Origin of the sequence: Kitasatospora sp. GAS1066B, assembly GCF_041262605.1 — a bacterium.
Taxonomy (GTDB): domain Bacteria; phylum Actinomycetota; class Actinomycetes; order Streptomycetales; family Streptomycetaceae; genus Kitasatospora.
Genome location: NZ_JBGCCO010000016.1, coordinates 137,530 through 162,891 on the forward strand (window position 1 = coordinate 137,530; position 25,362 = coordinate 162,891).

Sequence of the window (25,362 nt, forward strand, 5' to 3'; positions counted from 1 at the left end):
TGCGAGGCGGAACATGGAGCCCACGAGCCCGGAGCCGACCGGCGCGAGCCCAAGCCAAGAGCCCGCGGCCCAGGAACTGGACCGCCTGACGGTTCCTCAGGGCCTGGCCGCGCTCTCGCTGGACGCGCTCGCCTCGGTCGCCTACGGGCCGGAGGCGATCGTGGTGGTGCTGGCCGCGGCAGGCAGCCACGGGCTGGGCTTCACCTTGCCAGTGACACTCGCCATCGTGCTGTTGCTGGCGGCGCTCACCTTCTCCTACCGGCAGGTCATCGCGGCCTTCCCCAGCGGCGGCGGCGCCTACGCGGTGGCCGCTCGGCACCTGGGCCGGCGGGTGAGCCTGGTCGCCGCGGCCTCGCTGATCATCGACTACGTGCTGAACGTCGCGGTCTCGGTCTCCGCCGGGATCGCCGCGCTCACCTCCGCCTTCCCCTCGCTGTACCCAGAGCGGGTCTGGCTCTGCGTGCTGGTTCTCGCGCTGATCACCGGCGTCAACCTGTACGGCGTCGCCGAGTCCGCCAAGGTACTGATCCTGCCGACCGTGCTCTTCGTGATCGCGGTCCTCACCGTGATCGTGGTCGGCCTGCTGCGAGCCCACCCGGTCACCGAGCCGACCCACGCGGCGACCGCCACCGAGAGCGTGGGGCTCCTGCTCCTCCTCAAGGCCTTCGCCTCCGGCTGCTCAGCGCTCACCGGTGTGGAGGCCATCGCCAACGCCGTGCCGACCTTCCGCAAGCCCCGGGTGCGCCGCGCCCAGCGCACCGAGATCGCGCTGGGCGCCCTGCTCGGCACGATGCTGATCGGACTGTCGGTCCTGATCGGCCGCTTCCACGTCGCCCCGAACAACACCAAGACCGTGCTGGCCCAGCTCACCGAAGCCGCGCTCGGCCACAACGCCGGCTTCTACATCGTGCAGTTCACCACCATGGCACTGCTGGCCCTGGCGGCGAACACCTCGTTCGGCGGCATGCCCGTGCTGACCTCGCTGCTGGCCCGAGACCACCACGTGCCGCACGTCTTCGCACTGCGCGCGGACCGGCAGGTCTACCGGCACGGCGTCCTGGTACTGGCCGGCGCCGCGCTGGTGCTGCTGATCGGCGCCCAGGGCGACACTCAGGCCTTGGTGCCGGTCTTCGCGATCGGCGTCTTCATCGGCTTCTCCATCTCCCAGATCGGCATGGTCCGGCACTGGCGGATCGAACGCGGGCCCAGCTGGCGGGCGCGCGCCCTGCTGAACGGATTCGGAGCGGCGCTGACGACGGTGGCGACCGTGATCGAGCTGATCGCGAAGTTCGGCGAGGGCGGCTGGCTGGTGTTCCTCGCTGTCGCCGTGTTGGTCGCCCTGTTCGAGGCGATCCACCGCACCTATCAGCGGATCGGCCAAGGTCTGCACATCGGTGAGGTGCCCGCACCACCCCAGCAGAGGCGCTCGCTGGTCGTCGTCCCGGTCGGCGCGGTCAACCGGCTCACCCAGGAGGCGATCGGCGCCGCCCTCTCGCTGGGCGACGAGGTGCGGGCGGTCACCGTCGCCAACCCGGAGGACCAGGACACGCCCGGCGAGGACGAGATCCAGGAGGCGTGGAGCGCCTGGAACCCGCACGTCCCGCTGACCGTGCTCACCAGCCCGTCGCGGTCGCTGACCCGGCCCATCGTCGACCACCTGCGCGTGCTGGCCGCTGAGGAGGGGCACGACCGGCTGGTGGTCCTGATCCCCGAGATGTACCTGCCCAGGCCCTGGCAGCGGCTGCTGCAGAACCAGCGCGGCGCGATCCTCGACCTGGCGATCCGCCGCTACACCGACGCGGTGATCTGCCGCCTGCGCTTTCGCATCGAGATCCCGCGCTGAGTGCGGTTCCCGCGAGACGGGTGAAGCCTGCCGCCGGCCGGCGCACCGGCCGGTGCGCCGGGGGCGGCGACTGGGCGCGGCTTGGTGCACTGCTGTTCCCCGGGGCTCGGGGCAGCACTGTCCTACGCGCACGGGCTGCCGCGTGGGAGCGTGTACTCGCCCGTGACGCGGTAGCGCCCTGCGTGGTGTGTGCGCAGGGTGGTCCACTCGCCGGCGGGGGCCAGGCAGGCCCCGGCGGTGCCCGCGGGGCTGTGGACCTTGAGCCAGGGTGACCAGTGGACGCGCAGGAGGATCGTTGCGGGCCCAGGGGCGTCCAGGGTCATGGAGGCGGGGTCCAGGTCCTGGACCGTCGCCGGCGGTTGGGCCAAGGGTTGGGCGTCTGCGACGCGAAACAGGCGCCATGCGCCGGACTGCCAGACCGGCGTGAGCCAGGGCTGGGGTTGGGCGAGGACCAGGTACTCGTCCACGCCCGCGTAGTCGGGCGGGGCGGCGGCCACTGCGACGTAGGCGACCGCGTTCTGCAGCAGCCAGGAGTGGTAGCCCGCCGAGGTGAAGGGCTGCCTGCTGGCATAGGCGAAGGGCTGCCCGCTGTAGAAGAGGGCGCCGTAGCCCACGTCGAGCTGCCGGTTCCAGCCGCGTGCCAGGCTCATGAAGCGGCCGACCCCCCAGGCCTCCCAGTGGTTGCGCAGCGGGACGACTTCCACACGCTCGCGCTGGGCCCCCAGCGATCGCAGTTCCGCGACCAGCGGCGTGACGTCGCGCACGGCCCGGGAGGGCCCGCCTGTGACATCGATGGTCGGCTCGGCCACCAGCCAGACCCCGGCGGCCATCAGGAAGGCCGCCCCCGCGAGCAGCCGACGGCCCCCCTCGCGCGCTCGCGCGCCTTCCCGGTCAGGAACCGTGCCGAGCGCGGCGGCGGCCAGTACGGTGGCAGCGCCGATTCTCGGCAGGCGGCCGATGTTGGAGCCCACCGGTGTCGCAACCAGGATGGCCGCCACGACGGCGCCTGCCAGCACGATCACGCTCAGGCGCAACACACGCCAGCGGGCGGGTACGGCGAAGCCTGTGGCCACCACGATCTCGAGGGTCAACGCCACGTCGCCAGGAAAGTAAGGCTGGAAGCCGTGCAAGGGAAACAACACGCCGACGGCGGCGATCACCAGGCCCGGCCCGGCGGCCAGGCAGCACGCCTCCCGGCGGCGGCCGGTGATGAGCAGGGCAGCCGCGGGAATGCCAAGGAAGGCGCCGGCCAGCGGGCTGCACAGGGCCGACACCGCGGACAGGACGAAGACAGCGGCGCCGGTGCGCGTCATGAACCGCGAGGCGGGCAGGAGCAGAGCCAGCGCGGCCAGCGCGAAGCACGTCCCCAGAGCGAAGGTGATACGTCCCGACAGGATTTCCTCCCACAGGGAGAACGTGAGCACCAGCGCGAGGATGAGCGGATGCCGCAGCGGCATGCGTGTCAGCCACCAGGCGCCAAGGACGGCGGAGGCCAAGAAGGCCAGAACACCGGTGGGGCGGATGCCCAGGTATCCCATGATGTAGGGCGACAACACGCTGTAGGAGGCAGGGGTGCACCCGCCGTACCAGGAGAAGTCGTAGGCGTGCCCCGGATAGTGGCGGCCGAAGCCCGCCCACATGGACTGCGCCGCGGCATCCCCGAGGTCGATGGTCAGAAGCAGCACCCATAGCACGCTCAGGACCGCCGCCAACAGCGCCGAGGCGACGACCGCGGGGTGGGTGAGTCCATGCTCCCGGCACGCGCGCACAAAGGCGGCCATGGGCTGCGAGCGGATGCCGCCCCGCCTTGCTGTACGGGCCATGCACCGCTCCTTCCGTGCGACAGCAGCCCGGGCCGGCGCAGCGGCCCTGGACACACCGGCGCAGGGGCGCTCCTGCCGTTGGAGAGGGGGAACAGGCGCTGTCATGACGGGGCGTGACGGCCCCTCACCTGCCGGACGATCACAGGATCACGCGCCGGTTACGCAGACATCTGCGTAGTTACACCGATTCGCTCCGGCACTCGCGCCTGTGAGCCTTGGGGCTCATGTGCCGGCGCGGGATGCCGGCTGGACACGAGGCCCCGACCAGGCCGTGGCCGAAGGCAGGGGAAGGATCCGCCATGTCCGACTGCGACGATTCCAGGCCCGCCCGACACCGACAGTCGCAACCCACCCCTCCGCAGCCCTCCCCGCCGCGGCCCCATCGCCGCCAGGACCTCGCCGCACAGCAGACCAGCGTTCCCCGCGCGGCACCGAGGCGGATCGTCCTGATCTCCGCGAGCATCGGGGCCGGGCACGACGGAGCAGCCCGCGAACTGGCTCGGCGCCTGGGCGCCAGGGGATTCGCCGTCGAATGCCACGACTTCCTCGACCTGCTCCCGCGCGGCTGGGGGCACCTGCTGAAGGAGGGCTACGCCCAGGATCTGCGCTTCGCGCCCTGGGCGTGGGGTTGGGGCCTGGGGCATCTGGAGCGCCACCCGTGGTCAATTGCGCTGGAGCGCGCCCTGTTTGGGCGCACAGCAGGGACACGGGTCCTGCAGGCCATCGGGCCCGACCCGGCCGCCGTGGTGTCGACGTTCCCGCTGGCCAGTCAGACCCTGGGCAGGCTGCGGCGGCTGGGCAGGCTGGCGGCACCGGTGGCCACGTTCCTGACGGACATGTCCGTCCATCCGATCTGGGTGGAGCCCGGAGTCGACCTGCACATGGCCCTGCACGCGATTCCCGCCGCACAGGCACGCGCGCATGGGGCCGCCACGGCCCTGGTATGCGGGGCCGCGGTCGATCCGGCGTTTCGGCCCGCCAGATCCGCTGCCGAACGATCCGCCGAACGGGCGAGCTTCGGCCTGCCCCTCGACCGACCGGTGGCGCTGGTAGTGGCCGGCTCCTGGGGAGCAGGCCAGGCAGAAGCCACCGCACGGGAGATCGCCGCATCCGCCCTGGCGGTACCGGTCACTGTGTGCGGCCGCAACCAGGCACTGCGGCGACGCCTGGCCTCGGCCGGCCTGGGCGTGGCCATGGGATGGGTGGACAACATGCCCGCACTCATCCGCGCCAGCGATGTGGTGGTCCAGAACGCCGGCGGACTCACCTCACTGGAGGCGCTGACGACCGGCGTTCCCGTCGTCAGCTACCGGTGCCTGCCCGGCCACGGGACCACCAACGCCGCCGCACTCGAGCAGGCGGCAATAGCCGCCTGGATTCGGACAGCCGATCAGCTCGAACCCACACTCAGGACAGTCCTACAAACCGGCAGCGCGAGCTGCGCCATACCCGCGGCCGACATCCCGCCCGAGCAGATCATCGAAACGCTGGCCTGTACGCCGCAGCCCTGGCACGCGATGCCCCCGTCAGCCGCGCCACCGCCCCTGAGACGGCCCCGGCCGCGCCTTGGCACGGAGACGGTCCAGTGAGACGGGCGCTTCCTCCGCCCGACCGGACACAGCCGGGCGGGCCACCCGGCACTTCGGCGCTGTTTGCCTCGATCCGGCTACTGCAGGCAAAGCTGACGCTGCCTGAGGTCAACGGCCGGGGAGATCCCACCCATGTCGCCCTCACCTTCGACGACGGCCCCGACCCGGCGTCGACACCCCGGTTCCTGCGGGTACTGGACAGAGCGGGGATCCGGGCCACCTTCTTCATGCTCGGTCAGATGGTCGTACAGCAGCCCGCTCTCGCGAAGGAAATGGTCGCCGCCGGCCATGAGGTCGCGGTGCATGGCTACCGGCATCGTCTGTTGGTCACTCGGACACCCGGGGCCGTGCGCGACGACATCGCCCGCGCCCGCGACGTGATCGCTGACCTGACCGGCTCGCAGCCGCGCTGGTACCGCCCGCCGTACGGCGTCTTGACGATCAGTGCGGTCGCCACGGCGACGGAGCTTGGTCTCGTACCGGTTCTCTGGTCCAGCTGGGGCCGTGACTGGAGCGCCAGGGCAACGCCGGGCTCGGTGCACCGGAGTGTGATCAGGTCACTGGACGGCGGAGGGACCGTGCTGCTTCACGACTCGGACTGCACCTCGGACCCCGGCGCCTGGCTCTCCGCGCTCGGAGCACTGCCCTACATCATCGACAACTGCCGCACCCGAGGCCTTCGCATCGGACCGTTGCGCGACCACAACTGCCGGTCAGCAGCGAGTTGGCCGAGCAGCCCAGCAGCAGGTTTCCGCGGCCTGGGGACGAGCACCAGATCGGTCGCAGACCCAGCCGATTGACTGCGGCCGAGGCACGCCGGTCCACGGGGCGACGCAAGGCGAACCGGGAGGACGGGGCAGGGCTGCGCCCGCTGCGGGCGGGTCAGCCGGGTGGTCCGCCACCCGGGGCCCTGCCCTTGTGGGGGCTCCCGCTGCCGCCTGAGATGTCCGTGCGCAGCTGCTTGATCAGCTCGTCGTGGCCGGCGACTTCCTGTCGCAGCCTGGCGTTCTCATCCGCGAGACGTGCGATCTGCTGTTCGAGGTGCGCGACCTGCGCCAGACGCGGATCGACGATCTCCCCCGCCTCCTGGAGCTCCTTCAGGCGGTGCTCGAACTCCTCGGCCAGATGCTGGTAGGCGCCAGGATGCACGGAGCCGTCACGGGCCCGCCTGGAATAGAAGCCGGTGCGGGCAACCCCTGCCATGGAGGCGAGCGTCGTGAGGTCGTACTTGCCGTCCAGGGGCAGGTCGCCCTGCAGCAGCTGCTCTATCGCCGCGCGAACGGCGGCCACGTTGCGGGCTTTGTCCTTTCCGGTGAGCCGGGACATCTCACTCTCCTCGGGAACCCTACGGATGCCAGTAGCGAAAACGCCGACAAGCCTGGCGCAGGCAGGCCGCAGCCTCCGCAAAGCTCCGGTCCGCAACAGCGCTACGGATTGCCTTGGAATAGGCCCCGTGGCCAGTCACATGACGTTGAACCGCTCGGCCTGTCATTGTTTGAGCGGCGGTGGGATTGGTGTTCCTTTATCGGCTCGGCGCACTTTACGGCTTTCCCCGACGGCGTGACATCTGGCCCGCTGCTTGTTCTCTCGAGCCGGGGCCGCCCGAGGTCAGGAGCGCATTGCGGGGGACGGCCGCTTGCAGGCCAGAACAGCTGCCAAAGCCTTGGAGAATTCTTGGTAAGCCCTGGATTGGCGAGGTGCTTGATTTCGGTGGGCGTATTCCGGGTGGTGGGGTCGGACGGTTTCGGGGCACTCGTGCGTCCCATCAGCTTTCCCAGGCATCCAGCCAGCCACGCCATCCGTTTATGGTGGGGCTTATCTCCTGATGGTACCGATGCAACCCCCTTCTTGAACCCCGCGAGCGCCTCGGCCGATTTGACAATGCCTTTGTCTTTAGGGCCGAATTCCATGGCTTTCAGTTCTCCATCGAGCCTGCCGAGGAGTCGCTCCATTTCCGCTCCCGGCTTCGCCTTCTCGGCGTCTTGCATAAGTTTTGACTGCGTTTTCGATTCCATTTTTCCGGTCGTCATTGAAGACGTACTCGTTGGGATTTTTGCCTTGTTTTGCGATGCTTGCTTTGGTGAAGTCGAAGACTTTCGCATGAGGGTCGAAAGTCTTGTCACGTCTGGCGGAACTGATAGCATTCCGCGTCGGTTTCGTCAGTTTGGCGTGGGCGAAGGTGGCCCTGATGGCGATATCAGCGAGGGTCTCTTCTCTTGCTTTTGGCTTTGGTGAGATGTCCTTACCGGCTGGCGAGGTGAAATTTGACTCTGCGCTTCCCTATCATTGAGGTGGCCATCGCCATTGTCATCCTTGCTCGTATCATCGGGGGCGGGGTAAACGCTAACGCGAGTACGTAAGAAGTAGCGGTCCGGAGTGGGGCCTGGCAGAGGCGGCGGCGCAACGTTTGCCCACGGCACCGGGAGACCGAGGCCGCAATCCGCGGCGTCGGGGGTACAGTTCGGCGTCCGGGTACTGGTCAGGGCTGATTCAAAGTCCTGGTGATCATGCAGAGTCGCAGGTCCTGGCGGTGTGAGGGTCGGTCGGGTTGGGCCGTTACACAGACATCGAGGCTCCGGTTGGAGTGGGTGACCGTCCAAGTCGCCCTGTCGAGCCGGAACCGCGATGTGCCGCCGGTCTGCCACCGTCTGTCTGGTCAAGTCGCCCACATCCCAGTAGCGCGTGGTCACGCGACTGCCGCGGCGCCTTGAGGCCCTGGCTGATCCGAGCGGCCGGCGTGGCAGGCGTCACCCGCTCGTGGGTGTGCTGCTGGTGGCCTGCTCGGTGGTGGTGGCCGGTGCTCGCTCGTGGCCGCGATCGGCCAGCGGGCGAGGTCGGCGCCGCAGGACACGTTGGCCCGGCTCGAGATCACCTGCTTCGCCGCCCAACTCGCCCCCTACGACCGTGGGAGACAAGCGGGCGCACTACGTCTTCACTGAGCCGTTTCAGGGTGGCCACCGATCGAGTGACGGCTGGGCGGTCGGGGGCGAGGAAGATACGGACAGGATCCCAGGCAGTTGAGTGAGGTATCTGACGTCTCAACTCTGTCTCCTCGCCCGCTGTGCCCCTGGCCTGACCCAAGCCCCGGGGTCGGCGACGGCCGCGCTGACTACTCGGGCAAGCACCGCCGCCACGGCGTGAACCTCCAGGTCATCACCAGCACCGAAGGCAAGCTCGCATGGGTCTCGCGAGCCCTGCCCGGCGCACCCACGACCTGACCGCAGCCCGCATGCACCGCATCGTGAAGACCTGCGCCAGGCTCCGCATCGCCGTTCTGGCCTACACCGGCGCGGGCGGCACGTTCGCGGTACCGATGAGGCGCAAGCCCAGCCAGGAAACCACCGCTGGGCAAAGTTCGTTGAACCGGGCCCACACCCGACTCCGCTCCCCGGACGAACGCAGCGTGGCCACCATCAAGCAATGGCAGATCTTCCGCCGAGCCCGTTGCAGTGCCGACAAGCCGGGTGTCCTCATCGGCCCCATCACCTGATCGGTGGCCGCCCTGAAAAGCTCACTGATCGCCTCTGGTGAGCTTTAAGTACTGAAATCCCACTCACGGATGCAGCCGAGATGGAGATGCTCGGTATCGGCCTCCGGGAAGCGGGAAAGGGAGTCATCACGATTCCGGGGGTGGCGTATCGTGATGACTCCCAGCTTCCCAGTCGGGGGAGAGCTGAGAAGCAATAGAAAGATAAAGCTCGCAAAATGCTGCAGTCAAGTCATGGGCTTATCTCTTAACATTATTTATGCCTGAAGGGAGTGGTACGGGGTGGGTGGCAGTTGTGCACGCTCGGCCTGCCGCTCGGGCCCGTTGCCGGAAGAGGGAGCCGCCAGCATCGCAGCTGCGCCGCCAGGAGGCGGGTCAGGGCGAGCGCGGACTTCCTGGTCGGCTGGGTCCCACCGGGAACAGGCAACTGCGAGGCCTCACCCGAGTTCCTCACTCTGCAGGCGCAGCAGTTCCCTGTCCGCCGTGCCGGCGTCGGTCAGCGGCAGGATGTCGCGGAACTCGATACGGGTGGGCTCGTGCGACACGCCCAATCGCTCGCGCACCATGGCCCGCAGCTCGTTCTCGTCAATTCCGCTGTCAGCCAGGGGCACGACAGCGGCGTGAACGAGCTCGCTGCCGTGGGCGTCCCGGACCCCGAAGACGGCGCTGTCCTGGATACGGGGATGGCAGGTGAGCAGGTTCTCCACATCGCAGCGGAGGACCGGGCCGGCACCTGTGGCGATCACGTCCGACCGGCCGACGACGGTCAGGTAGCCCTCGCTGTCCAGACAGCCTAAGTCGCCGGTGCGCAACCAGCCGTCCCGCAGCACCTCGGCGGTCAGTTCGGGCTGTTGCCAGTATCCCTGCATGAGCCCCGTGGAGCGCACGCAGATCTCGCCCCGTTCTCCCGCGGGCAAATCGCGGCCGGACGCGTCGCGAATCGTGACCTCTACGCCGGGTAGCGCCTGCCCGGCGGACCGCAGCCGCTCGGATCGATGCAGGTCATGGCTGTCGGTGTCCAGGACGCTGATGATCCCTGCCTCCCGTTGCCCGTAGAGCTGGACCAGCACCGGCCCGAACTGTCGCAGCGCGTCGGCGATCCGCGCCGGTGAAGCCGGGCAGCCCCCGTAGAGGAGGCGACGCAGGTGCGAGGTGTCGGCACGCTTGGCCTGCGGATGGCCCATCAGCTGATAGAGCAGGGAGGGCGGCAGGAACAGATCGGTGATCACTTCACGTTCGATCACATCGAGAACGGCCACGGCATCGAAGCCTTCCATCAGCACAACGCATCCGCCCACACGTAAAATGCTGTCGGCCAGGGGGCCTGCGGTGTGCGCGAGAGTGGTGCACACCAGCAGACGGGGCGCACCCTGTGACTCCGTCGGCATCCATGGGCCGAACTGCCGTATCTGCTCGTAGGTATGGCACACGCCCTGCACGCGCCTGCCGCCGGAGTAGCTGATGGTCCTTACGTCCTGCGGTTGTGCCTGGCTGGGAACGGACACAGCCGGGTAGTCAGCGGCCATCTCCAGGAGATCCGCACCGATCGGGGCAGGGCCCAGTGTGAGAACAGTCTCCAGCCGGACCCGCTCGGCGATGCTCTTGGCCTGCTCGGTGCACCGGGGGTCGACGATCAGCACACGGGTCTTCCCGTCGCGGACTGCCTCGGCCTGCGCCGCGGAAGGCAGGTTGTTGTACAAGTGGCTGACCCTGCAGCCGAGGAGGCTCGCGGCATAGCGCACGGCCAGGGTCTGCGGCAGGTTTCCGCTGAGCAACGTCACAGTGTCACCGCGCCTCAGTCCTTCGACTCGCAGAGCCCAGGCCAGGCGGTAGACGAGGTCGCGCAACTCGCCGGCAGTGATACGCCGCCCCTGGTGCACCAGCGTCTCCCGCTCAGGAGCGGCGCCCAGGACATCAAGGATCTCCTGCACCTCCGTGCGGAACCCTTTTGCTGCTATGGGCATTGCGTATTCCTTTCCCCTGGGGCGGTTACGGCCGCACGGTATGCGGGCGGGTGGATCCTTGGGAGCGCCGGCGGCGCTGCGCTGCCGGGCATCTGGGGCTGCCGATCGTCGGGCGCCAGGGGATGCGCCGGCGCTCGGCGGAGCATGCCGAGGGAGCTGTCCGCGCGCCCCGAGGCCCTGGCGCATCCTGTGCCGTCTCGAGGCGGCATCGGGGTGTGGCGGTAGGAAGACTCGGCCGGCATGTTGTTCGGGCACCGGTTCATGGCCTGCGCGGGTGGCAGAGAGCACCCTTCGAGACAGGACTTCGGGAGCGGGTTGGGCTGTCTACCGGCTCCCAATGCCTGGGCTTGTGGCTTCCAGCGAACGCATGTGGTGATGCGTCACATCGGTCGGAAGGCAGACGATGGCCGCCCCTCGCGGACGGGAGGGCTTCCCGCAGCCCAGCAGCGCGACAGCGCCGTGGGGTCGGTGTTGGCCCGGCGGGGGAGCACCAGAACGAGGCGAGGGAGCTCGAGCAGCGAGGGTGGCCCGACCTGGGAGCTCAGGGCACCACCTGCCACCAACCTGCCACGGGGATGCTGACCCGGTGGCCTGACCGAGCTGGTCGGGCCACCGAGCCGAGCGCACGCCCTGGGGCATTGGAGAAAGGACGCGTGGAGCCGATCATGTCATGAGGCGACGGCATCCGTTGGACTGTCGCCTCATAATTCCTTTCTGCGACAGGCAGTCGGGGGCAGGACCTTTTGCCTGTCTGCCTACCACCTGGGGCCGGGGGGAGTTGTGCGGGGCGGCGGGGGTGGCGGTACGCGGGGCGGTACGGTGCTGGACACAGTCGATCCGGAGCTGGACGCGGTGGGCTGGACGGTTTGTGCGGGCGGCAACGAACCCGACAGCTCGCGCACCCGGGCGGTCGACGTGGTTGACGACATATGAGTCTGCCGACGCATGAGCGTGGGCCGCGGCGGCGCCTCCATTTGTGTGGATGGCTGCTCCATGAGCGCCCGCGAAAGCTTGTCGAAGGTCAGAAGCTTGGGCTTTTCAGGGACGCGGACCGGCGGGATTCCAAGTTTCGTCAACAGCTTGTTCTCTGCAGTGTAGGCACGGATTTCAGTAGGGGACTTGTAGTACTGCTCGTATGCCTCCGCATAGGTAGTGTGCTCTGCATGGAAGAGTTCGGGGAGGTGCTCTTTCACCAGGCTTCTATAGAGCTTCGGATTCCCCACCTCCTCGCACATTTCCTCGAAATCAGCACTCAACTTTTCGTTCCCGATCGCCCTCAGATGATCGGGGAATTCATCCCGGTAGGGGCGCAGGTTTTTTCGGGGGACGCGGGCGTCCGGGGCCTCCACAAATGCGATAAGCGCCCCTGCGCTCTCCTTGAAGTCAGTAAAGATCGGGTCGCGGGTTTTATAGTGCTCACTCGGTCCGGCCGTGGCGTGCAGCCCGATGGCTTCGGAGACTTCTGCTGGCGAGGACCGGGGGACCGGTGCGGGGAACTTCTTCCTCAGCTTGGCAAAGTCGGCTTGGTACAGCTCTATTCCGCTCCTCAGGTCATCTCTGGATGCCGTAGGAAGCGAGATTCGGGCTTGGTCTATGGCTTCGGCGTAGACGAATTCATCTCTGTTTGTCGTGACAGCGAACGCGTGCTGGACAGCGGTATTGTCCGCCTGGGGGTTTTGGGACAGGTGGCCCTGTAGCTCCTGGAACAGGTTCCAGGTATGGGTGGACTCATGAAGCTCTACGGCGGCTGCCAGTGCTGCTTGCTGCCAGTTCATCTCTTTGGGGTCCGTGCGGTCAATATTGAAGTTTGTGGTCCATGTGTTCTGATGGAATGCGGCATCGGCCCGCGCTCCTGCTGTTGGCCTGAAGGTGAGTTTTGCCGGGAGGCAGCCGTTTTCGCTCAGACGGTCGCCGATGAAGTCGTGGCAGCCCTTGATGAATTCTATGGTTCTTTCTGGTGGAATGACGGGAGGATTGCCGACCGCCTTCTGAATGAACTTATCCGCTGTGAACTCGGCAAAGTCGTCGATGAATTCGTTCGTCTCGATGTTGGGTCGCATGCGCCATCCCCAGGTCGCCGTATCCGCCGTGTGGGTATATTGTCCTTTCTGTGTGTTCGGGGGAATCGGTCGTAGTACCACTGTTCCTGCGTAGCGGAGCCGCCACGAGCGTTGCTTCACTTCCCGGGTCCGCTGTGCGGTGAGCACCCGGCGGTGCGGGTTGCGTCCTTTTCCGACGCGATGCTTCGGTGGTATTGGGTCGGTGAGGCCGCGAGGCTGCCGGGCGGTCCGCACAGGCGGACCTGTCGCGAGCGTGAAGTGGTCCGCCCGGACCGTTTCACGCCCACCGCGGCACCCGCCGTTGCTCCTGCGCAGCGCGGCGCAGACAGGCGCCACCGGCGAGCAGTACTGCGCTCGCGGCCCAGGTGGCAAGGACCCACCAGGCCAAGGTGGTGCCGTTACCGTGGAAGTAGGCGGTGTTGCGGACGAGGGTCGTGGCCGCTCCCGGAGGGAGGGACTGGCCGATCGCGCTCCAGAAGGGCGGCAGGAGCGGTGCGGTATAGACACCGCCGGCACTGGGGTTGCCGAGAACGACGAAGAACAGCAGTGTGAAGCCGACACCGAGTTGGCCGAACAGGCTCTGCAATGCCGTGCTCACGGCGGCAGCGGTGAAAGCGATGAGTGCGCCGATGGCCCACAGAGCGGCGAAGTGCCCGGTGAGCGCCCCGTAGATGGGGCCCACGATGACGGCCCCGGCCAGTCCCAGGGTGATCGACTGGATGGCCAGGGCAGCGAGCCGGATGAGCGTGCGCCGCAGGTTGGCCGGTCGGTAGCCGCCGGACATGGCCAGAGCGGTGGTGGACAGGTAGCCGCCGATGACCAGCCCCACGACGAGGTAGAACGAGGACATGCCGCGTCCGTCCTTGGGGTTGGGTGCCTGGACGTCGGTGACGGAGACTTGTCGGCCTTGCGTCCTCTCGATTTGCTGGGTGAGCTGGACAATGCTCTGGGAGACGGCCGATCCCGCGGCGGAGGCCACCAGGAGGACGTCCGGGGCCGCCCCATCGTGAAGGATGAGTGCCGCGTCCGCATCCCGATTCATGATCCGCTCACGCGCGGTCTCGGCGTTCGGGGCGGCGTCGGCTTTGAGCGGCTCACCCGTCAGGGAATTGAGCTCGTCGACCAACTGGGCGGGCGCCACCACGGCAACCGGAATGCGGTGCGGGACGGGAGCATGAAAAGCCCCCACGTACGAGACCATGAACGCCACCGCGACGACCCAGGCTCCCAGAACCAGGGCAACGGCACGGGGGGTGACCGCGTCCTTGAGCTCGGTGGCCAGGCTCCCGGCGTACTGGGCTGGTGCGTCTGTCAGGACGGCCGTTGGGGCAGCGTTCACCTGGCATCTCCAAGGAGGCCCAGGGCTTCAGCACTGGGAGGAATTGGTCCTCGAGTCGTGGGCGCGGAGTGCCGGGGTTCGTTTCGTAGCTGGCCAGCGCGCACTGTCAGTGCCTCCTGTTAGTTTGCTGGTCGTGAAGATCATCATGCAGGTCAAGCTCCTGCCGTCGCCTGAGCAGGCATCGGCTCCGGGGGCTACCCTGCGTGCGGGCAACCGGGCCGCTGACGTGGTGTCGGTCGCGGCGTTCTAGAGCCAGGTGTTCTCCCGCAACGAGTTGCAGACGATGGCGCACGGCACGGTCAAGGCGGAGTTCGGCCTCTCCGCTCAGTCCGCGGTTCGGGCGGTCAAGAAGGTCGTGGACGACTACGCCACGCTGAGGGCCAACATCCGGGCCGGGAATCTCGGCCGGCCGGGCTCCAGGCACCGGGCCAGCGAGGACGTCAATGCTCGAAGCAGTACCCTTTGCCATACTTGGTGATCAAGTGCCGAGGGTGGGCCGGGTCGGCCTCCAGCTTGCGACGCAGCTGGGACATGTAGACCCGCAGGTAGTTGGTCTCCGTGCTGTAGGACGGCCCCCAGACCTCCTGGAGCAGACGCTTCTTGCTGACCAGAGACCCACCGCTGCGGACCAGGACCTCAAGGATCTGCCACTCGGTGCGCGTAAGTTGGACGGGCATCCCGTCGCGACGGACCTGCCTGGCATGCAGGTCGATGGTGAAGGACGCGGTGTTGACGATGGCTTCTTCCAGGCAGTTGCTCAGCGTCTTGGCCCGACGTCTGAGCGCACGCAGCCGCGCAAGCAGCTCGCCCATGTCGAAGGGCTTGGTGACGTAGTCGTCCGCGCCCGCGTCCAAGGCCTTGATCTTCTCCTCCGTACCGTGCTCTTCCGACAGGACGATCACCGGAGCCTGGGTCCAGCTGCGCAGACTGCGGAGAGCTTGGGCGCCGTCTGCTGTGGGCAGAGCGGGAACCAGAACCACCACATCCGGCTGGCAGCCGGAGGACAGCTCCAGCGCGGTGACCTCGTCAAGGGCCGCATCGGCCTGGTAGCCGCTGGCGTTCAGGTAAGTCACCAATGACCGGGCGGTCTGCTGCTCCTTCTCGACCACCAGGACCCGGGGTACGTCGTTCATACCGAGCCACCTTTCGTACTCAGTTCGCCCGCTGCCCGAAGGAAGGGCCGGACAGCGGCGAACCCCATGAACCAGAGCACCCGTCAGGGCGCTGCCGGCGCAATGCCGTCGTTCTCGCGGATCGCTCCGCAGAAAGGGACTAGGAAAGCCCCGCGCTCTTACGCGCAGAGATGCAGCATGTCCACGGGTTGTCTAAGCGACCCTCATGCCACGAAGCAGAGCCAGCGGATCATCCACCGGAGGCTCCACGCCGCTGCTTCCACAGGCCGGCCCCAGCCAAGAGCGCCAGCAGCACCGCAGAGGGGACCAACTGCTCCGTTCCGCCCTTGGAGGTGGCCAGCAGGACGAACACCGCGGCGATCGCACTCAGCGCGGTCCAGGTGAGGTAGGGGTAGCACCACATCCGCACGGTCAGCAGCTGCGGGGCCTCGCGCTCCAGCCGAGCTCGCATCCGCAGCTGGGAGACGCAGATGAACACCCACACCACCAGCACAGCGATGCCCGTGGTGTCCATCAGCCAGGTGAACACCGTGGTCGGCCAGATGACCCCGGCGACGACGGCGAAGAACCCGAACCCGCAGGACGCGAGGACCGCGCGCCACGGCACGCCGTTGTGGATTCGGTTGAGCCAGCCCGGCCCCTGGCCGCGTTCGACCAGGGAGTAGGCCATCCGCGAGGCACCGTAGATGTTGGCGTTGATCGCGGACAGCAGCGCGATCAGGACGACGGTCTCCATGATGTCGGCCGCGCCCGGGATGCCCAGGCGCTGCAGGACCGCGACGTACGGACCCCCGGAGAGGAGTCGGGGGTCGTTCCACGGCACCAGGGTCACGATCAGCGCCATCGAGCAGATGTAGAAGACCGAGATCCGGTACATCGCCGTGCGCACCGCGCTGGCGACGTTGCGGCTCGGCTGGTCGGACTCGGCGGCGGCGATGGTGACGGTCTCCAGGCCGCCGTATGCGAACACGGAGCTGAGCAACCCGGCGACCAGGCCCCCGCCGCCCGTGGGGAAGAAGCCGCCGTGGCCGGTGAGGTTGCTCGTACCAGGTGCGCCGCCGTGGCCCAGCACGCCGCACACCCCCAGGACGGCCACCGCCAGGAAAGCCACGATCGCGGATATTTTGATCGTGGCGAACCAGAACTCGAACTCGCCGAAGTTCTTTACCGCCGAGAGGTTCATGGCGCAGAAGAGCGCCATGAAGGCCGCCACCCAGCCGTATGCAGGGACGTCCGGAATCCAGCTGTGCATGATCCTGCCGGCGGCGGTGGCCTCCGCGGCGACAGCGCAGCAGAGCATCACCCAGTACGTCCACCCCGAGGTGATTCCGGCCCACACCCCGACCTCGTTCTCGGCGTGCACCGAGAACGAGCCCGAGACCGGGCGAGCGGCGGACATCTCGCCCAGCATCCGCATCACCAGCATGACGATCGTTCCTGCGGCGGCAAAGGCCAGCACGATCGCGGGGCCCGCAGCGGCGATACCCGCACCGGAACCCACGAAGAGCCCGGCGCCGATGACGCCGCCCAAGGCGATCATCGACAGATGACGCTGCTTCAGACCGTGCGAGAGCGAGGGGGAAGGGCCTTCGGCGGGCTTCTCCAACTGCGGGGACGCGGAACTGTCGAGCATCATACGGATCCAGACTGTTGGGGAGAGCTGCGCAAGATGACACACACGGGAGCGGTTCCCAGACGGCGACGTGGGCGGTTCCAGGCGAGCACCCGGCCTCACCCTGCCGGCGCCGTCACCGCCCACGTCCTCATAAGTTGTCGCCGCGCCCTGCGCTTTGGTTCCCGACCATGTCGCACGTGATACGAGATACCGAACGGCAGGCCGGGGGATCGAAGGCCTTTCGACCTCGCCGACGTGAAAGAACCCCGTCTCGGCAGATGCCCTTCGGTGCTCCCGGACACCTCGTCCCGCAGCCCTCACGGGAGCGGAGCCTTCGCGCTCGCCAGTGCCTGCATCGCAGGCCCGTAGGCCCACCTTGGCGGGCAACGGGTCCCTGGTGCTCGACAACGGTCAGCGCCCCGCCGCCACGCAGGCGCTCGCGGCAGCCTTCACCAAGGCCACCGGGGCGAAGGTCGAGATCCGCTCTGCGGCGACGTCCAACTGGCGGGCGGAGCGAGTAGGAAGGCAACCGCTCCCCTCCTCGTGGCCGCGGCCCGCACTGGTGGCGGCCCTCGCCCTCCTGTCCAGTCCTCTCCTCAGCGACCAGGCCGCCGGCGTGGGACGGCACCAGGTGTGGCATCTGCTGACGGGCAGTCAATTCACGACGCCGATATGGATGAGCGCGATAATCGTGACCGCCTCGGCAGGGCTATCGGGCCCTGACGGGGACCGTCACGGCCTGGCTTGTCGAGGCCACCACCTTGCCCGGGCGCCGGATGCGGTGGATCCTGCCCGCCACACCGTTCCTGAACAGTGATTAGGAGTGACCGTGGTGGTCATCCGGATGACTGCGCGTGTCCCGAACGGTGTTGGGTGCGCTGGTCGCCCGCTGTTCGTTAGCCTCGCTGTTTCGGTTCGCGTCGGCTGCTCTGGGGTGATCCCTGTGTCGGAGGTCGCGGGGCTGCCGTCGGTCGTTGGGCATGCCGAGGGCCCCGCGCGATGGCCGGGTGCTCCTGGGTCCTCGGGTTGTGGTGGTCAAGGGCGGCTTCGTCTGTCAGGTGGCCGGTCGGGGCAGCGTCAACAGGTGGTCGAACGCCGTGGTCAGTTCGTGGTGCCAGGGCCAGGTGGCGGCACGATGCCCGAGTCGAGCGGACTCCGTGACGTAGTGGGCCAGGCGGCTGCAGCCGGTACCGCCCGCTGAGAAGCCCGCCGTATCCTCTGGTGCGCCGTCACCGGCCTGACGTGGATATTTGGGCCCCGCAGGGCGCCACACACGTGCCATCGGCGGCCTTCCCGTCGCGCGTCGGGAGCGAGCAAGACGGGCATAGAACCTTGCACCATTGACCGAAAGGAATTCCCATGAGCGCCGCACCGAGAGTCCTGGTGGTGGACGGCGACCCGGCGATACGAGCGTCTCTGATGCACGCCCTCGCCGTTGAGGGATACGTCGTGCGAGGCGCGCCAAACGGCCTGACGGGACTGCGGGAGTCGGTAACCTGGCAACCGCGCGCGCTGGTCCTGGGGACGAGCGTCGCGACCTTGGACGGCCTGACGGTCTGCCGCAGGCTGCGAGCACTCGGCAGCCGGCTGCCGATCCTGCTTCTCACCAGCGGCGACTCGGTCAGCGACCGGGTGGCGGGGCTGGACGCGGGCGCCGACGACTGCCTGGTCGAGCCGTTCGCGCTGGCGGAGCTGACCGCCCGCCTGCGCGCCCTGCTGCGCCGCACGGCAGCCGCCGACCCCGCGCATGTCTACACCTTCGGTGATCTCACACTCGACCCGGACAGTCGCACCGGCACCCGGGCCGGGCGGGCACTGAAGTTCTCACGCACTGAGTTCACGCTGTTGGAACTGCTCGTTCTGCATCCCGGGCAGGTGCTGACACGCGAGCTGATCATGGACCACGTATGGGGCCCGGACTTAGCCGCGCACTCCAGTGTCCTCGCCGTATACATCAGGTACCTGCGTCGCAAGTTGGAGGCCGACGGCGAACCGCGGCTCGTTCACACCGTCCACGGGGTCGGCTATCGACTGGACTCGAATTGACTGCGCCCCGCGGGCTGGAGTCGGGGGATTCCGGCTTCAGCCCGCGCCACCTTTTCTACACAATCAGGGCAACATCAAAGAGGCCTACGAGGCGCTACATGCGGGTTATCGCACCAGTGGCCTGGGGGACCCTCAGTTCAAGAATATGACTGCAAATTCCGGCCACCTCGGAACCGATCCGCAGTATTCCTCGTCCAGCGGGCGGGATAACGCCGTAGGTATTGCCCGAATGCTCGGAGCAGTACTTAGAGCTGGTGGCAGCAGTCTGGCTGAGGCCCACGATGCCCACACTGCCGGAGACACTTCTGGTGCCAAGGTTCAGGTGGGCTACGCGGTTCGCGCGATGACAGGGTTTTTCAGGAGGTGAACAAGGGGCATCGCTATGACTTGAAGTCAGTGCCTATGCAAAAATCGTCCTGCGGAGCAGCCGTTAGGTCATCTATAACCACGCCATCTAAATCTAAGGCATCGCAGCCAAATCAAGCCGGCAGGCACTCGCCGCCAAATAGACCCCTCCCTCAAGCTCCGAGCCCGCCTTCGCCGTGATCACGGTTCGGCATGAACGAGTTGTTGCCCGACCGGTTGTCGCACAGCGGGGCCGGATCCGGGGAGCCCGGACCGTCGGTACTGTCCGGACGGTCCGGGCTCCCCGGCGACGCTCGCAATCGTGCTGCTGGTGGCCTCCTGCTCCAGCAGCAGCACGAGCAGTTCCTCGCCGTCGAGCTCCGAGCCACCGGCTAGCACCGCGGCCGTGTCCCCGTCAGCGCCCGCCTCGACCGCCGGCATCGTCCCCAGCGACGTCGCGGCGGCCACCAGCGAAGATGACGGGATGGACCGCGTCACGCACGCACCACTCGGCCGCCAGGCCCGCAGGTGCGGTGGCTGACACGTGCATCCGGTAGGTGTACCGGATGCACGTGTCAGCCACCGCAATGGTTTCCTCAAGCCTCGTACAGGGCATCGGACGATCTCGCGCGGGTGCTCCGCACGTTCGCACGGAGCACCCGGTCACCTGGTCACTGGAAGGCCGTGACGTTTCCGTCCACGAGACCCACGGCGGTGTGGCTGCCGTCGGGGAAGTTGAAGATGTAGTAGGGCTCGGTGTGCTTCGGGCCCAGCGGCGCCCGCATCGTCACGCTGCTGTACGCGCTGACATATCCGGCCTTCTTCAGGATCGCGTCGGCAGCGGTGATGTCCAGGTAACTCTGAGGTGTCCAGTCGATGACGTAATCCTCGGTCCAGGGCCGGTTGATGACGACCGGGGGAGCGAACGTGCCCCACCCGGTGGACTCGATTATCGCGGTCTTGTTACCGGGCAGCTGGAAGACGAACTTCCAGCTGGTGATCTTGTTCACGTCATCGGTGGGACCGCTCGCCGAGAAACCGCTGCTCTCCAGCAGCTTGGCGAGCGGGTAGCTGGACTGGACGCGCTGTACCGCAATGGTGGCTACGTCGAGATAGGACAACGTGGAGTCCTGCGTTGCGGCGCTGAGGCTTACTGCGCCGGGTTGCGTCGCCGGGGTCGCGGCCATCGCGCTCCCTACACCACCGAACGTGCAGGCCGCCGTCGCCGCCACGGCGACGATCAGACGGACCACGGGCTTCTTCATTGCTCTCCCTGTGTTGTCTTCCAAAGGCGGTGACGAGAGTCCCCGCACTGCCGCAAAGGTCGCCTGGCGCGGGACTGGGTCCGCGCCTTCTTCGAGGCCTGGCGCCGGCAACGGGTCCAGAACCCCCGGAGCCCGAAAGCGACCCGAACGGCAAGTGGCCACAGGTTAAAAGCCCACGCTGGCCGGCGGGAATCAACAAAGGTTGATCATAAAACCCTACTAAAGATGCACCTATGCCTCACCGAAAGCCCAGGTCCTTGGGGGCGGTATTCCCGATAGAGTCGGTATCGTGTAGGGCGGTTAGCTCTCACTGTACCCAGGGGCGCGGGTGAAGTACCGCACGCGCAGGGCGGACGGAAGTCATGGGAGCTGTGCGAGGCGGCGCGGCCGCCGGCTGAGCCCTGCGTTCTGTGGCGTCCCCCGGGCAGTCGCTCGAGTTGTTTCCAAGCGGCCCCGCGACCTCCACGTATCCGGTCAGTTCTTTATGGGAGAAGACATGGAACACCGCGCACTCGGCAGCCAAGGCCTGACCGTGGCCGTTCAAGGCCTTGGCTGTATGGGCATGAGCGCCTTCTACGGCGCTACCGACGAGGCCGAGGCGCTGGCCACGATCGATCGCGCCCTCGAACTGGGCGTCACCCTGTTGGACACCGCGGAGAGCTACGGCCCCTTTCTCAACGAGCGCCTGCTCGGCAAGGCTCTCGCCGGACGTCGGGACCAGGCTGTCCTCGCCACCAAGACCGGGATCGAATTCACCGACGATGGTGTGCTCGTGGGACACAACGGGCGACCCGACTACATCCGCCGCTCCGCCGAGCGCTCCCTGCGCCACCTGGGGACCGATCACATCGACCTGTACTACCTGCACCGCGTGGATCCGCAGGTGCCGGTCGAGGAGAGCATCGGTGCGATGGCGGAACTGGTCAGCGAAGGCAAGGTGCGCCATCTCGGTCTGTGCGAGGTAGCGCCTGCCACCATCCGTCGCGCACACGCCGTCCATCCGCTCACTGCCGTCCAGAGCGAGTACTCGCTGTTCGAGCGGAGTGTTGAGCAGGACGGCGTCATGGATGCCCTGAGGGCGCTGGGCATCGGGCTAGTGGCCTACTCGCCGCTGGGCCGAGGGTTTCTCTCGGGTGCCATCACCAGCCCCGAGCACTTCGCCGCGGACGACTTCCGTCGCACAGACCCCCGCTTCCAGGGCGAGAACTTCGAGCGCAACCTTGCTGTTGTCGCCGAGGTGCGCCGACTCGCCGACGACAAGGGCATCACAGCGTCACAACTCGCCCTCGCCTGGGTGTTCCACCAGGGGGGTGTGGCGATCCCCGGCACCAAGCGGCGGCGCTACCTCGAGGAGAACATCGCCGCCCTCAAGGCGACCGTCACTGCTGACGACCTCGCGGCCATCGAGGCGGTGGCACCCCGCGGCATCGTCTCGGGAGAGCGCTACTCTCCCGAGCTCATGCGCAACCTCAACGGCTGAACCACTGGCCTGCAAGGCTGCAGAGCCCGAACCTAAAGAGGCCCGTGGAGGTCCCTCTGGTGAGAAACCGCGGCCGGCTGTCAGATGACCAGGGCGGTCGCGCCTTTGATCTCGACAACATCCACCTGCTGACCGGGCTCGTACACCTGGTTGGGGAACAGAGCGCGCGCCGACCAGATCTCGCCGTTCAGCTTGATCCTCCCGCCGTCGTGGTCCACCCGTTCTTGCACGACCGCGGTGGCGCCCTGAAGCGCTTCGATGCCCATCCGCACCTGGGGACTCTTCCGCAGCATCCGGTAGGCGAGGGGACGGACACCGACCAGCATGACGATCGAGACCCCCACGAACGTCAGGATCTGCCAAGTCGCTCCGGCACCGAGACCGGCAGCTACCATGGCGCTGGCCGCGCCGATCGCCAGCAACCCGAACTCCGGGAGTGACGTGATCACCAGCGGCACTCCCAGCAGCGTGGCGAATAACCACCACAACGCGCTGTCCATGGATCCATGCTACGGGGAGAGGGGACGAAAGGGGCCGCTGCGGTTTCCGCAGACGAATGCTCTGGGGCGCCGGACGCGTCGTGTTCTGCCGTAGCGCCGGGGGAGCGGACCTGCGCCGCGCCGCCGGTTTGTGGGGCCGGGCTCGTGCCGGGTACCCGCTTGATCCAGTGCCGAGCTGACTTTCCGACACGGGCGCGGGCACCGCGAAGCGGACGCCGCGGCGTCGTAAAGTCCGGGGATGGATCAGCGGGAGTTGTTTGAGGGCGTGTGTGCCCTGTTGGAGAAGACGGGATTGGTCATCCCCGCGCCTGGAGCGCCAGGTTTGCGGGTGCGCCTTGGTCGTGAGGGTGTGGCGGTGGGGTGGAGGCCGGTGAGTCGGCAGGCGGGAGCGGTGGCACCGCTCTCCTTGACAGCCGCGCCGGGTCGTCGCACGGACAGGGATCCCCAGGGGCTGGGGAAGACGGTGACCTCCGCGGTGTCGATGATCCTGGAGCGAGCCGGCTACCTGGTGGTCAGCCATGATGGCGACCTGCTTGTCACCGGACGGCTCGCCCCTGCAGATGAACTCCGCCTGTCGGGGCAGTGGGCCACTGCTGAGCGTTGCTCAGCGCCCGGGTCCGGTGTGGGTGGCGCGGAAGCGGAACCAGCGTGCACAAGTGCGCACCCTGGTCCTGGCGGCTGCTGAAACGCTTCCGCACAACGCTCCGCGGACCGGGCACAGTGCCGTGTCGTTCTACGAACCCGCCCTGGCATCTTAGTAGGGCTGCTTGTGGTGCATGGCCCCGCGAAGCGAGGGGGCCAACAGTTGATGCATGAATCATCAGTCGGGTTCAAGGTAAGAGGTGAATGCGTCGGCGATGCCTTGGGCGGCCAACTGGCGCCATTGGGGGTCCGTCAGTTTCCGCGCATCCTCGGGGTTGGGCATGTTGGCGCACTCGATGAACACCTTGGGCACGGTGGAGAGGTTGAGTCCGCCGAGGTCCGATGCCGTGACCAGACCCTGCTCGGCGTAGTAGTCGGCGTACGGTTCTGCGGTCGCCGCGTGGAAGTGGTCGCGCAGTTGCTCACCGAGTCGCCGTGAGGGGGCGAGGATGGATGTGGTGTCGGCGGGGCCGGCCACTACCTCGCCGGGCAGGATCACGTAGAAGCCGCTGTTGGTGGCGGGCGCGCCGTCGGCGTGGATCGAGAGGGCGGCGTCGGCGTGGGCGGCGTTGCCGATCGCAGCGCGTTCGGTGATGCAGGGGCCCCAGGGCCTCTCGCCGTCGTGGGTGAGCACGACGTTCGCGCCGCGGTTCTGGAGGATCTCCCGGGCCCGGTGCGCGACATCGAGGGAGAACGCCGCCTCGGGGTAGCCGGTGGCGGTCATGGTGCCGGTGGTGTCGCACTCCTTGCGGCCGTTGCCGATATCCACCTGCTGGTCGATCTCGTCGAGGTGTTCGAGGTTGCCGGCATTGTGGCCCGGGTCGAGTACGACGGTGCGGCCCGTCAGCGGCCCGCCCAGCGGGGCCGATGGTGCACGTTGCTCCTGGAGCCCGCCGGGACCAGGGCCGTTCTCCGTCGATGGCAGGGGAACCAGGCTGTCCCGGGTGGATGCCGGAGCAGCCAGAGTCAGCGCGAGCCCCAGAGCAGCGCTGCCGAGAAGGGCGTGGCGTGTGCGCATCCGCGGTCCTTGGGTGGCTGATTCGGATGACTGTCGCGTATTCAGTCTTGGCCTTGGTCGGCACGGGGCGGAGCATTGACCCACCGGTGGGGGTGTCCCAGCTGCCCCGTTCTTCGCCGCTGATCGCGCACCGCCCTGCTGCTGCCCGCCGATGTCGCCCCCTTCGGACGACCCGGCCGCGGTATCGCGCCTACTTTGGTCGGGGCCGAGCGTGGACGGTCGATTGACGCGCCCGGCTCCTCGACCCGCCTAGCTTCGATGCTGGTGATCGTTGTGCCTCGTGTAGTGCTGCCCGACCTGGCAGTTGAGCTCGACACGGAAATTACCACCGCACGCCGCCCGACGCTCCAAGAATTGATAGGCCGCCCATGACCATGACGGAACCAGCCCCTGCCAACGAGACAGCTTCCTCCAAGGCGTCGGCGGCGCGCGCAGTGGGACTGAGCAAGGTCTACGGCGCGGGGGAGACCCGGGTGGTCGCGCTGGACGAGATCTCCATTGACTTCGCTCGTGGCGAGTTCACCGCCGTCATGGGGCCTTCGGGATGCGGCAAATCCACCCTGCTGCACTGCATGGCCGGCCTGGACACCCTCTCCGCGGGAACCACCTGGATCGGCGACACGGACCTGACCGACCTCAAGGACAAGGCCCTCACGAAGCTGCGCCGGGACCGGGTCGGGTTCGTCTTCCAGGCATTCAACCTGCTCCCGGTCCTGACGGCCCTTGAGAACATCACCCTTCCCATGGATATCGCCGGCCGCAAGCCCGACCGGCAGTGGCTGGAGGAGGTCGTACGGGCCACGGGCCTGGCCGGGCGCCTGGCGCACCGCCCCGCACAGCTCTCCGGTGGCCAGCAGCAACGCGTGGCCTGCGCCCGCGCGATGGCTTCCCGACCCGAGATCATCTTCGCCGACGAGCCCACCGGCAACCTCGACTCGCGTTCCAGCGGCGAGGTCCTCTCCTTCCTGTGCGACTCGGTGCGCGAACTGGGCCAGACGGTCGCCATGGTGACCCACGACCCGGTCGCCGCCTCCTACGCGAACCGGGTGGTCTTCCTCGCCGACGGACGAGTCGTCAAGGACATCCGCCACCCCACCACCGACACCGTCCTGGAAGGCCTTCGCTCCACCACGCCTGGAACGTCCACCCATCGGCCAACGCCGCGGACCTGAGCCCGGCCGCCCTAAATCCCGTCTTCCCACGACTCTCACTG

General features: G+C 67.6%; 19 protein-coding genes. 8 read left to right on the plus strand and 11 right to left on the minus strand.

What is annotated here, in order from left to right; genetic code table 11:
* Positions 1–13: 13 nt before the first annotated feature.
* Positions 14–1,843: an APC family permease gene (locus tag ABH937_RS19615; RefSeq protein WP_280691385.1), complete on the plus strand. Its 1,830-nt coding sequence runs from the start codon at positions 14–16 to the stop codon at positions 1,841–1,843.
* A 122-nt stretch (positions 1,844–1,965) separates the two neighbouring features.
* Here the strand turns inward: ABH937_RS19615 and ABH937_RS19620 are convergent, their stop codons facing one another.
* A complete protein-coding gene (locus ABH937_RS19620) occupies positions 1,966–3,666 on the minus strand; it encodes an MFS transporter (RefSeq protein WP_280691384.1) in 1,701 nt (566 codons plus the stop codon).
* 299 nt (positions 3,667–3,965) lie between these two features.
* Between ABH937_RS19620 and ABH937_RS19625 the strand changes: the two genes are divergently transcribed.
* A complete protein-coding gene (locus ABH937_RS19625; protein WP_280691383.1) occupies positions 3,966–5,255 on the plus strand; it encodes a glycosyltransferase in 1,290 nt (429 codons plus the stop codon).
* Positions 5,252–6,055, plus strand: a complete 804-nt coding sequence (locus tag ABH937_RS19630; protein WP_370218957.1) for a polysaccharide deacetylase family protein — start codon at positions 5,252–5,254, stop codon at positions 6,053–6,055. Before ABH937_RS19625 ends, ABH937_RS19630 begins: the two co-directional genes overlap by 4 nt.
* Positions 6,056–6,137: 82 nt before the next feature.
* On the opposite strand, the gene ABH937_RS19635 is transcribed toward ABH937_RS19630, so the two are convergent.
* Entirely contained in the window at positions 6,138–6,581 is a 444-nt protein-coding gene (locus ABH937_RS19635) for a hypothetical protein (protein WP_280691381.1), read from the minus strand.
* Between the two features lie 384 nt (positions 6,582–6,965).
* Here ABH937_RS19635 and ABH937_RS19640 point away from each other — a divergent pair, with 384 nt between their 5' ends.
* Together ABH937_RS19640 and ABH937_RS19645 are read left to right on the plus strand one after the other, a co-directional pair.
* Complete coding sequence (locus ABH937_RS19640; RefSeq protein ID WP_370218958.1) at positions 6,966–7,490, plus strand: hypothetical protein; 525 nt, start codon at positions 6,966–6,968, stop codon at positions 7,488–7,490.
* Positions 7,491–8,433: 943 nt separating this feature from the next.
* A complete protein-coding gene (locus ABH937_RS19645; protein WP_280691379.1) occupies positions 8,434–8,745 on the plus strand; it encodes a hypothetical protein in 312 nt (103 codons plus the stop codon).
* 434 nt (positions 8,746–9,179) lie between these two features.
* Here ABH937_RS19645 and ABH937_RS19650 read toward each other — a convergent pair whose 3' ends face one another.
* From ABH937_RS19650 to ABH937_RS19670, 5 genes are all read right to left on the minus strand, one after another.
* On the minus strand, positions 9,180–10,706 hold the full coding sequence (locus ABH937_RS19650; protein WP_370218959.1) for an AMP-binding protein: 1,527 nt from the start codon (positions 10,704–10,706) through the stop codon (positions 9,180–9,182).
* 755 nt (positions 10,707–11,461) lie between these two features.
* The gene (locus tag ABH937_RS19655; protein WP_280691377.1) at positions 11,462–12,766 is read right to left on the minus strand and encodes a hypothetical protein; all 1,305 of its coding nucleotides are present in this window, start codon (positions 12,764–12,766) and stop codon (positions 11,462–11,464) included.
* 277 nt (positions 12,767–13,043) lie between these two features.
* Positions 13,044–14,105, minus strand: coding sequence for a DUF3533 domain-containing protein (locus ABH937_RS19660; RefSeq protein ID WP_280691376.1), 1,062 nt, complete (start codon positions 14,103–14,105; stop codon positions 13,044–13,046).
* 440 nt (positions 14,106–14,545) lie between these two features.
* Positions 14,546–15,238 carry a response regulator transcription factor gene (locus ABH937_RS19665; RefSeq protein ID WP_280691375.1) on the minus strand — a complete coding sequence of 231 codons (693 nt, stop codon included), beginning with the start codon at positions 15,236–15,238 and terminating at the stop codon, positions 14,546–14,548.
* Between the two features lie 229 nt (positions 15,239–15,467).
* Positions 15,468–16,871, minus strand: a complete 1,404-nt coding sequence (locus ABH937_RS19670) for an amino acid permease (protein ID WP_370218972.1) — start codon at positions 16,869–16,871, stop codon at positions 15,468–15,470.
* A gap of 1,341 nt (positions 16,872–18,212) precedes the next feature.
* Between ABH937_RS19670 and ABH937_RS19675 the strand changes: the two genes are divergently transcribed.
* The gene (locus ABH937_RS19675) at positions 18,213–18,899 is read left to right on the plus strand and encodes a response regulator transcription factor (RefSeq protein ID WP_280691374.1); all 687 of its coding nucleotides are present in this window, start codon (positions 18,213–18,215) and stop codon (positions 18,897–18,899) included.
* Between the two features lie 546 nt (positions 18,900–19,445).
* Here the strand turns inward: ABH937_RS19675 and ABH937_RS19680 are convergent.
* Together ABH937_RS19680 and ABH937_RS19685 are read right to left on the minus strand one after the other, a co-directional pair.
* Positions 19,446–19,742, minus strand: coding sequence for a hypothetical protein (locus ABH937_RS19680; protein WP_370218960.1), 297 nt, complete (start codon positions 19,740–19,742; stop codon positions 19,446–19,448).
* Between the two features lie 173 nt (positions 19,743–19,915).
* Complete coding sequence (locus ABH937_RS19685) at positions 19,916–20,509, minus strand: hypothetical protein (RefSeq protein WP_280691373.1); 594 nt, start codon at positions 20,507–20,509, stop codon at positions 19,916–19,918.
* 496 nt (positions 20,510–21,005) lie between these two features.
* On the opposite strand from ABH937_RS19685, the gene ABH937_RS19690 reads away from it, so the two are divergent.
* Entirely contained in the window at positions 21,006–21,989 is a 984-nt protein-coding gene (locus ABH937_RS19690; RefSeq protein WP_280691372.1) for an aldo/keto reductase, read from the plus strand.
* Positions 21,990–22,069: 80 nt separating this feature from the next.
* Here ABH937_RS19690 and ABH937_RS19695 read toward each other — a convergent pair whose 3' ends face one another.
* Together ABH937_RS19695 and ABH937_RS19700 are read right to left on the minus strand one after the other, a co-directional pair.
* Complete coding sequence (locus ABH937_RS19695; RefSeq protein ID WP_280691371.1) at positions 22,070–22,489, minus strand: NfeD family protein; 420 nt, start codon at positions 22,487–22,489, stop codon at positions 22,070–22,072.
* A gap of 820 nt (positions 22,490–23,309) precedes the next feature.
* Positions 23,310–24,149, minus strand: a complete 840-nt coding sequence (locus tag ABH937_RS19700; RefSeq protein ID WP_280691370.1) for an N-acetylmuramoyl-L-alanine amidase — start codon at positions 24,147–24,149, stop codon at positions 23,310–23,312.
* Between the two features lie 368 nt (positions 24,150–24,517).
* Here ABH937_RS19700 and ABH937_RS19705 point away from each other — a divergent pair, with 368 nt between their 5' ends.
* The gene (locus tag ABH937_RS19705; RefSeq protein WP_370218961.1) at positions 24,518–25,321 is read left to right on the plus strand and encodes an ABC transporter ATP-binding protein; all 804 of its coding nucleotides are present in this window, start codon (positions 24,518–24,520) and stop codon (positions 25,319–25,321) included.
* Positions 25,322–25,362 lie beyond the last annotated feature (41 nt).

Coding starts and splice junctions, on each gene's coding strand:
- ABH937_RS19615 (WP_280691385.1), top strand. CDS start 14: ATGGAGCCCACGAGCCCGGAGCCGACCGGCGCGAGCCCAAGCCAAGAG.
- ABH937_RS19620 (WP_280691384.1), bottom strand. CDS start 3,666: ATGGCCCGTACAGCAAGGCGGGGCGGCATCCGCTCGCAGCCCATGGCC.
- ABH937_RS19625 (WP_280691383.1), top strand. CDS start 3,966: ATGTCCGACTGCGACGATTCCAGGCCCGCCCGACACCGACAGTCGCAA.
- ABH937_RS19635 (WP_280691381.1), bottom strand. CDS start 6,581: ATGTCCCGGCTCACCGGAAAGGACAAAGCCCGCAACGTGGCCGCCGTT.
- ABH937_RS19645 (WP_280691379.1), top strand. CDS start 8,434: ATGGGTCTCGCGAGCCCTGCCCGGCGCACCCACGACCTGACCGCAGCC.
- ABH937_RS19650 (WP_370218959.1), bottom strand. CDS start 10,706: ATGCCCATAGCAGCAAAAGGGTTCCGCACGGAGGTGCAGGAGATCCTT.
- ABH937_RS19655 (WP_280691377.1), bottom strand. CDS start 12,766: ATGCGACCCAACATCGAGACGAACGAATTCATCGACGACTTTGCCGAG.
- ABH937_RS19665 (WP_280691375.1), bottom strand. CDS start 15,238: ATGAACGACGTACCCCGGGTCCTGGTGGTCGAGAAGGAGCAGCAGACC.
- ABH937_RS19670 (WP_370218972.1), bottom strand. CDS start 16,871: ATGCTCGACAGTTCCGCGTCCCCGCAGTTGGAGAAGCCCGCCGAAGGC.
- ABH937_RS19675 (WP_280691374.1), top strand. CDS start 18,213: ATGAGCGCCGCACCGAGAGTCCTGGTGGTGGACGGCGACCCGGCGATA.
- ABH937_RS19685 (WP_280691373.1), bottom strand. CDS start 20,509: ATGAAGAAGCCCGTGGTCCGTCTGATCGTCGCCGTGGCGGCGACGGCG.
- ABH937_RS19690 (WP_280691372.1), top strand. CDS start 21,006: ATGGAACACCGCGCACTCGGCAGCCAAGGCCTGACCGTGGCCGTTCAA.
- ABH937_RS19695 (WP_280691371.1), bottom strand. CDS start 22,489: ATGGACAGCGCGTTGTGGTGGTTATTCGCCACGCTGCTGGGAGTGCCG.
- ABH937_RS19700 (WP_280691370.1), bottom strand. CDS start 24,149: ATGCGCACACGCCACGCCCTTCTCGGCAGCGCTGCTCTGGGGCTCGCG.
- ABH937_RS19705 (WP_370218961.1), top strand. CDS start 24,518: ATGACCATGACGGAACCAGCCCCTGCCAACGAGACAGCTTCCTCCAAG.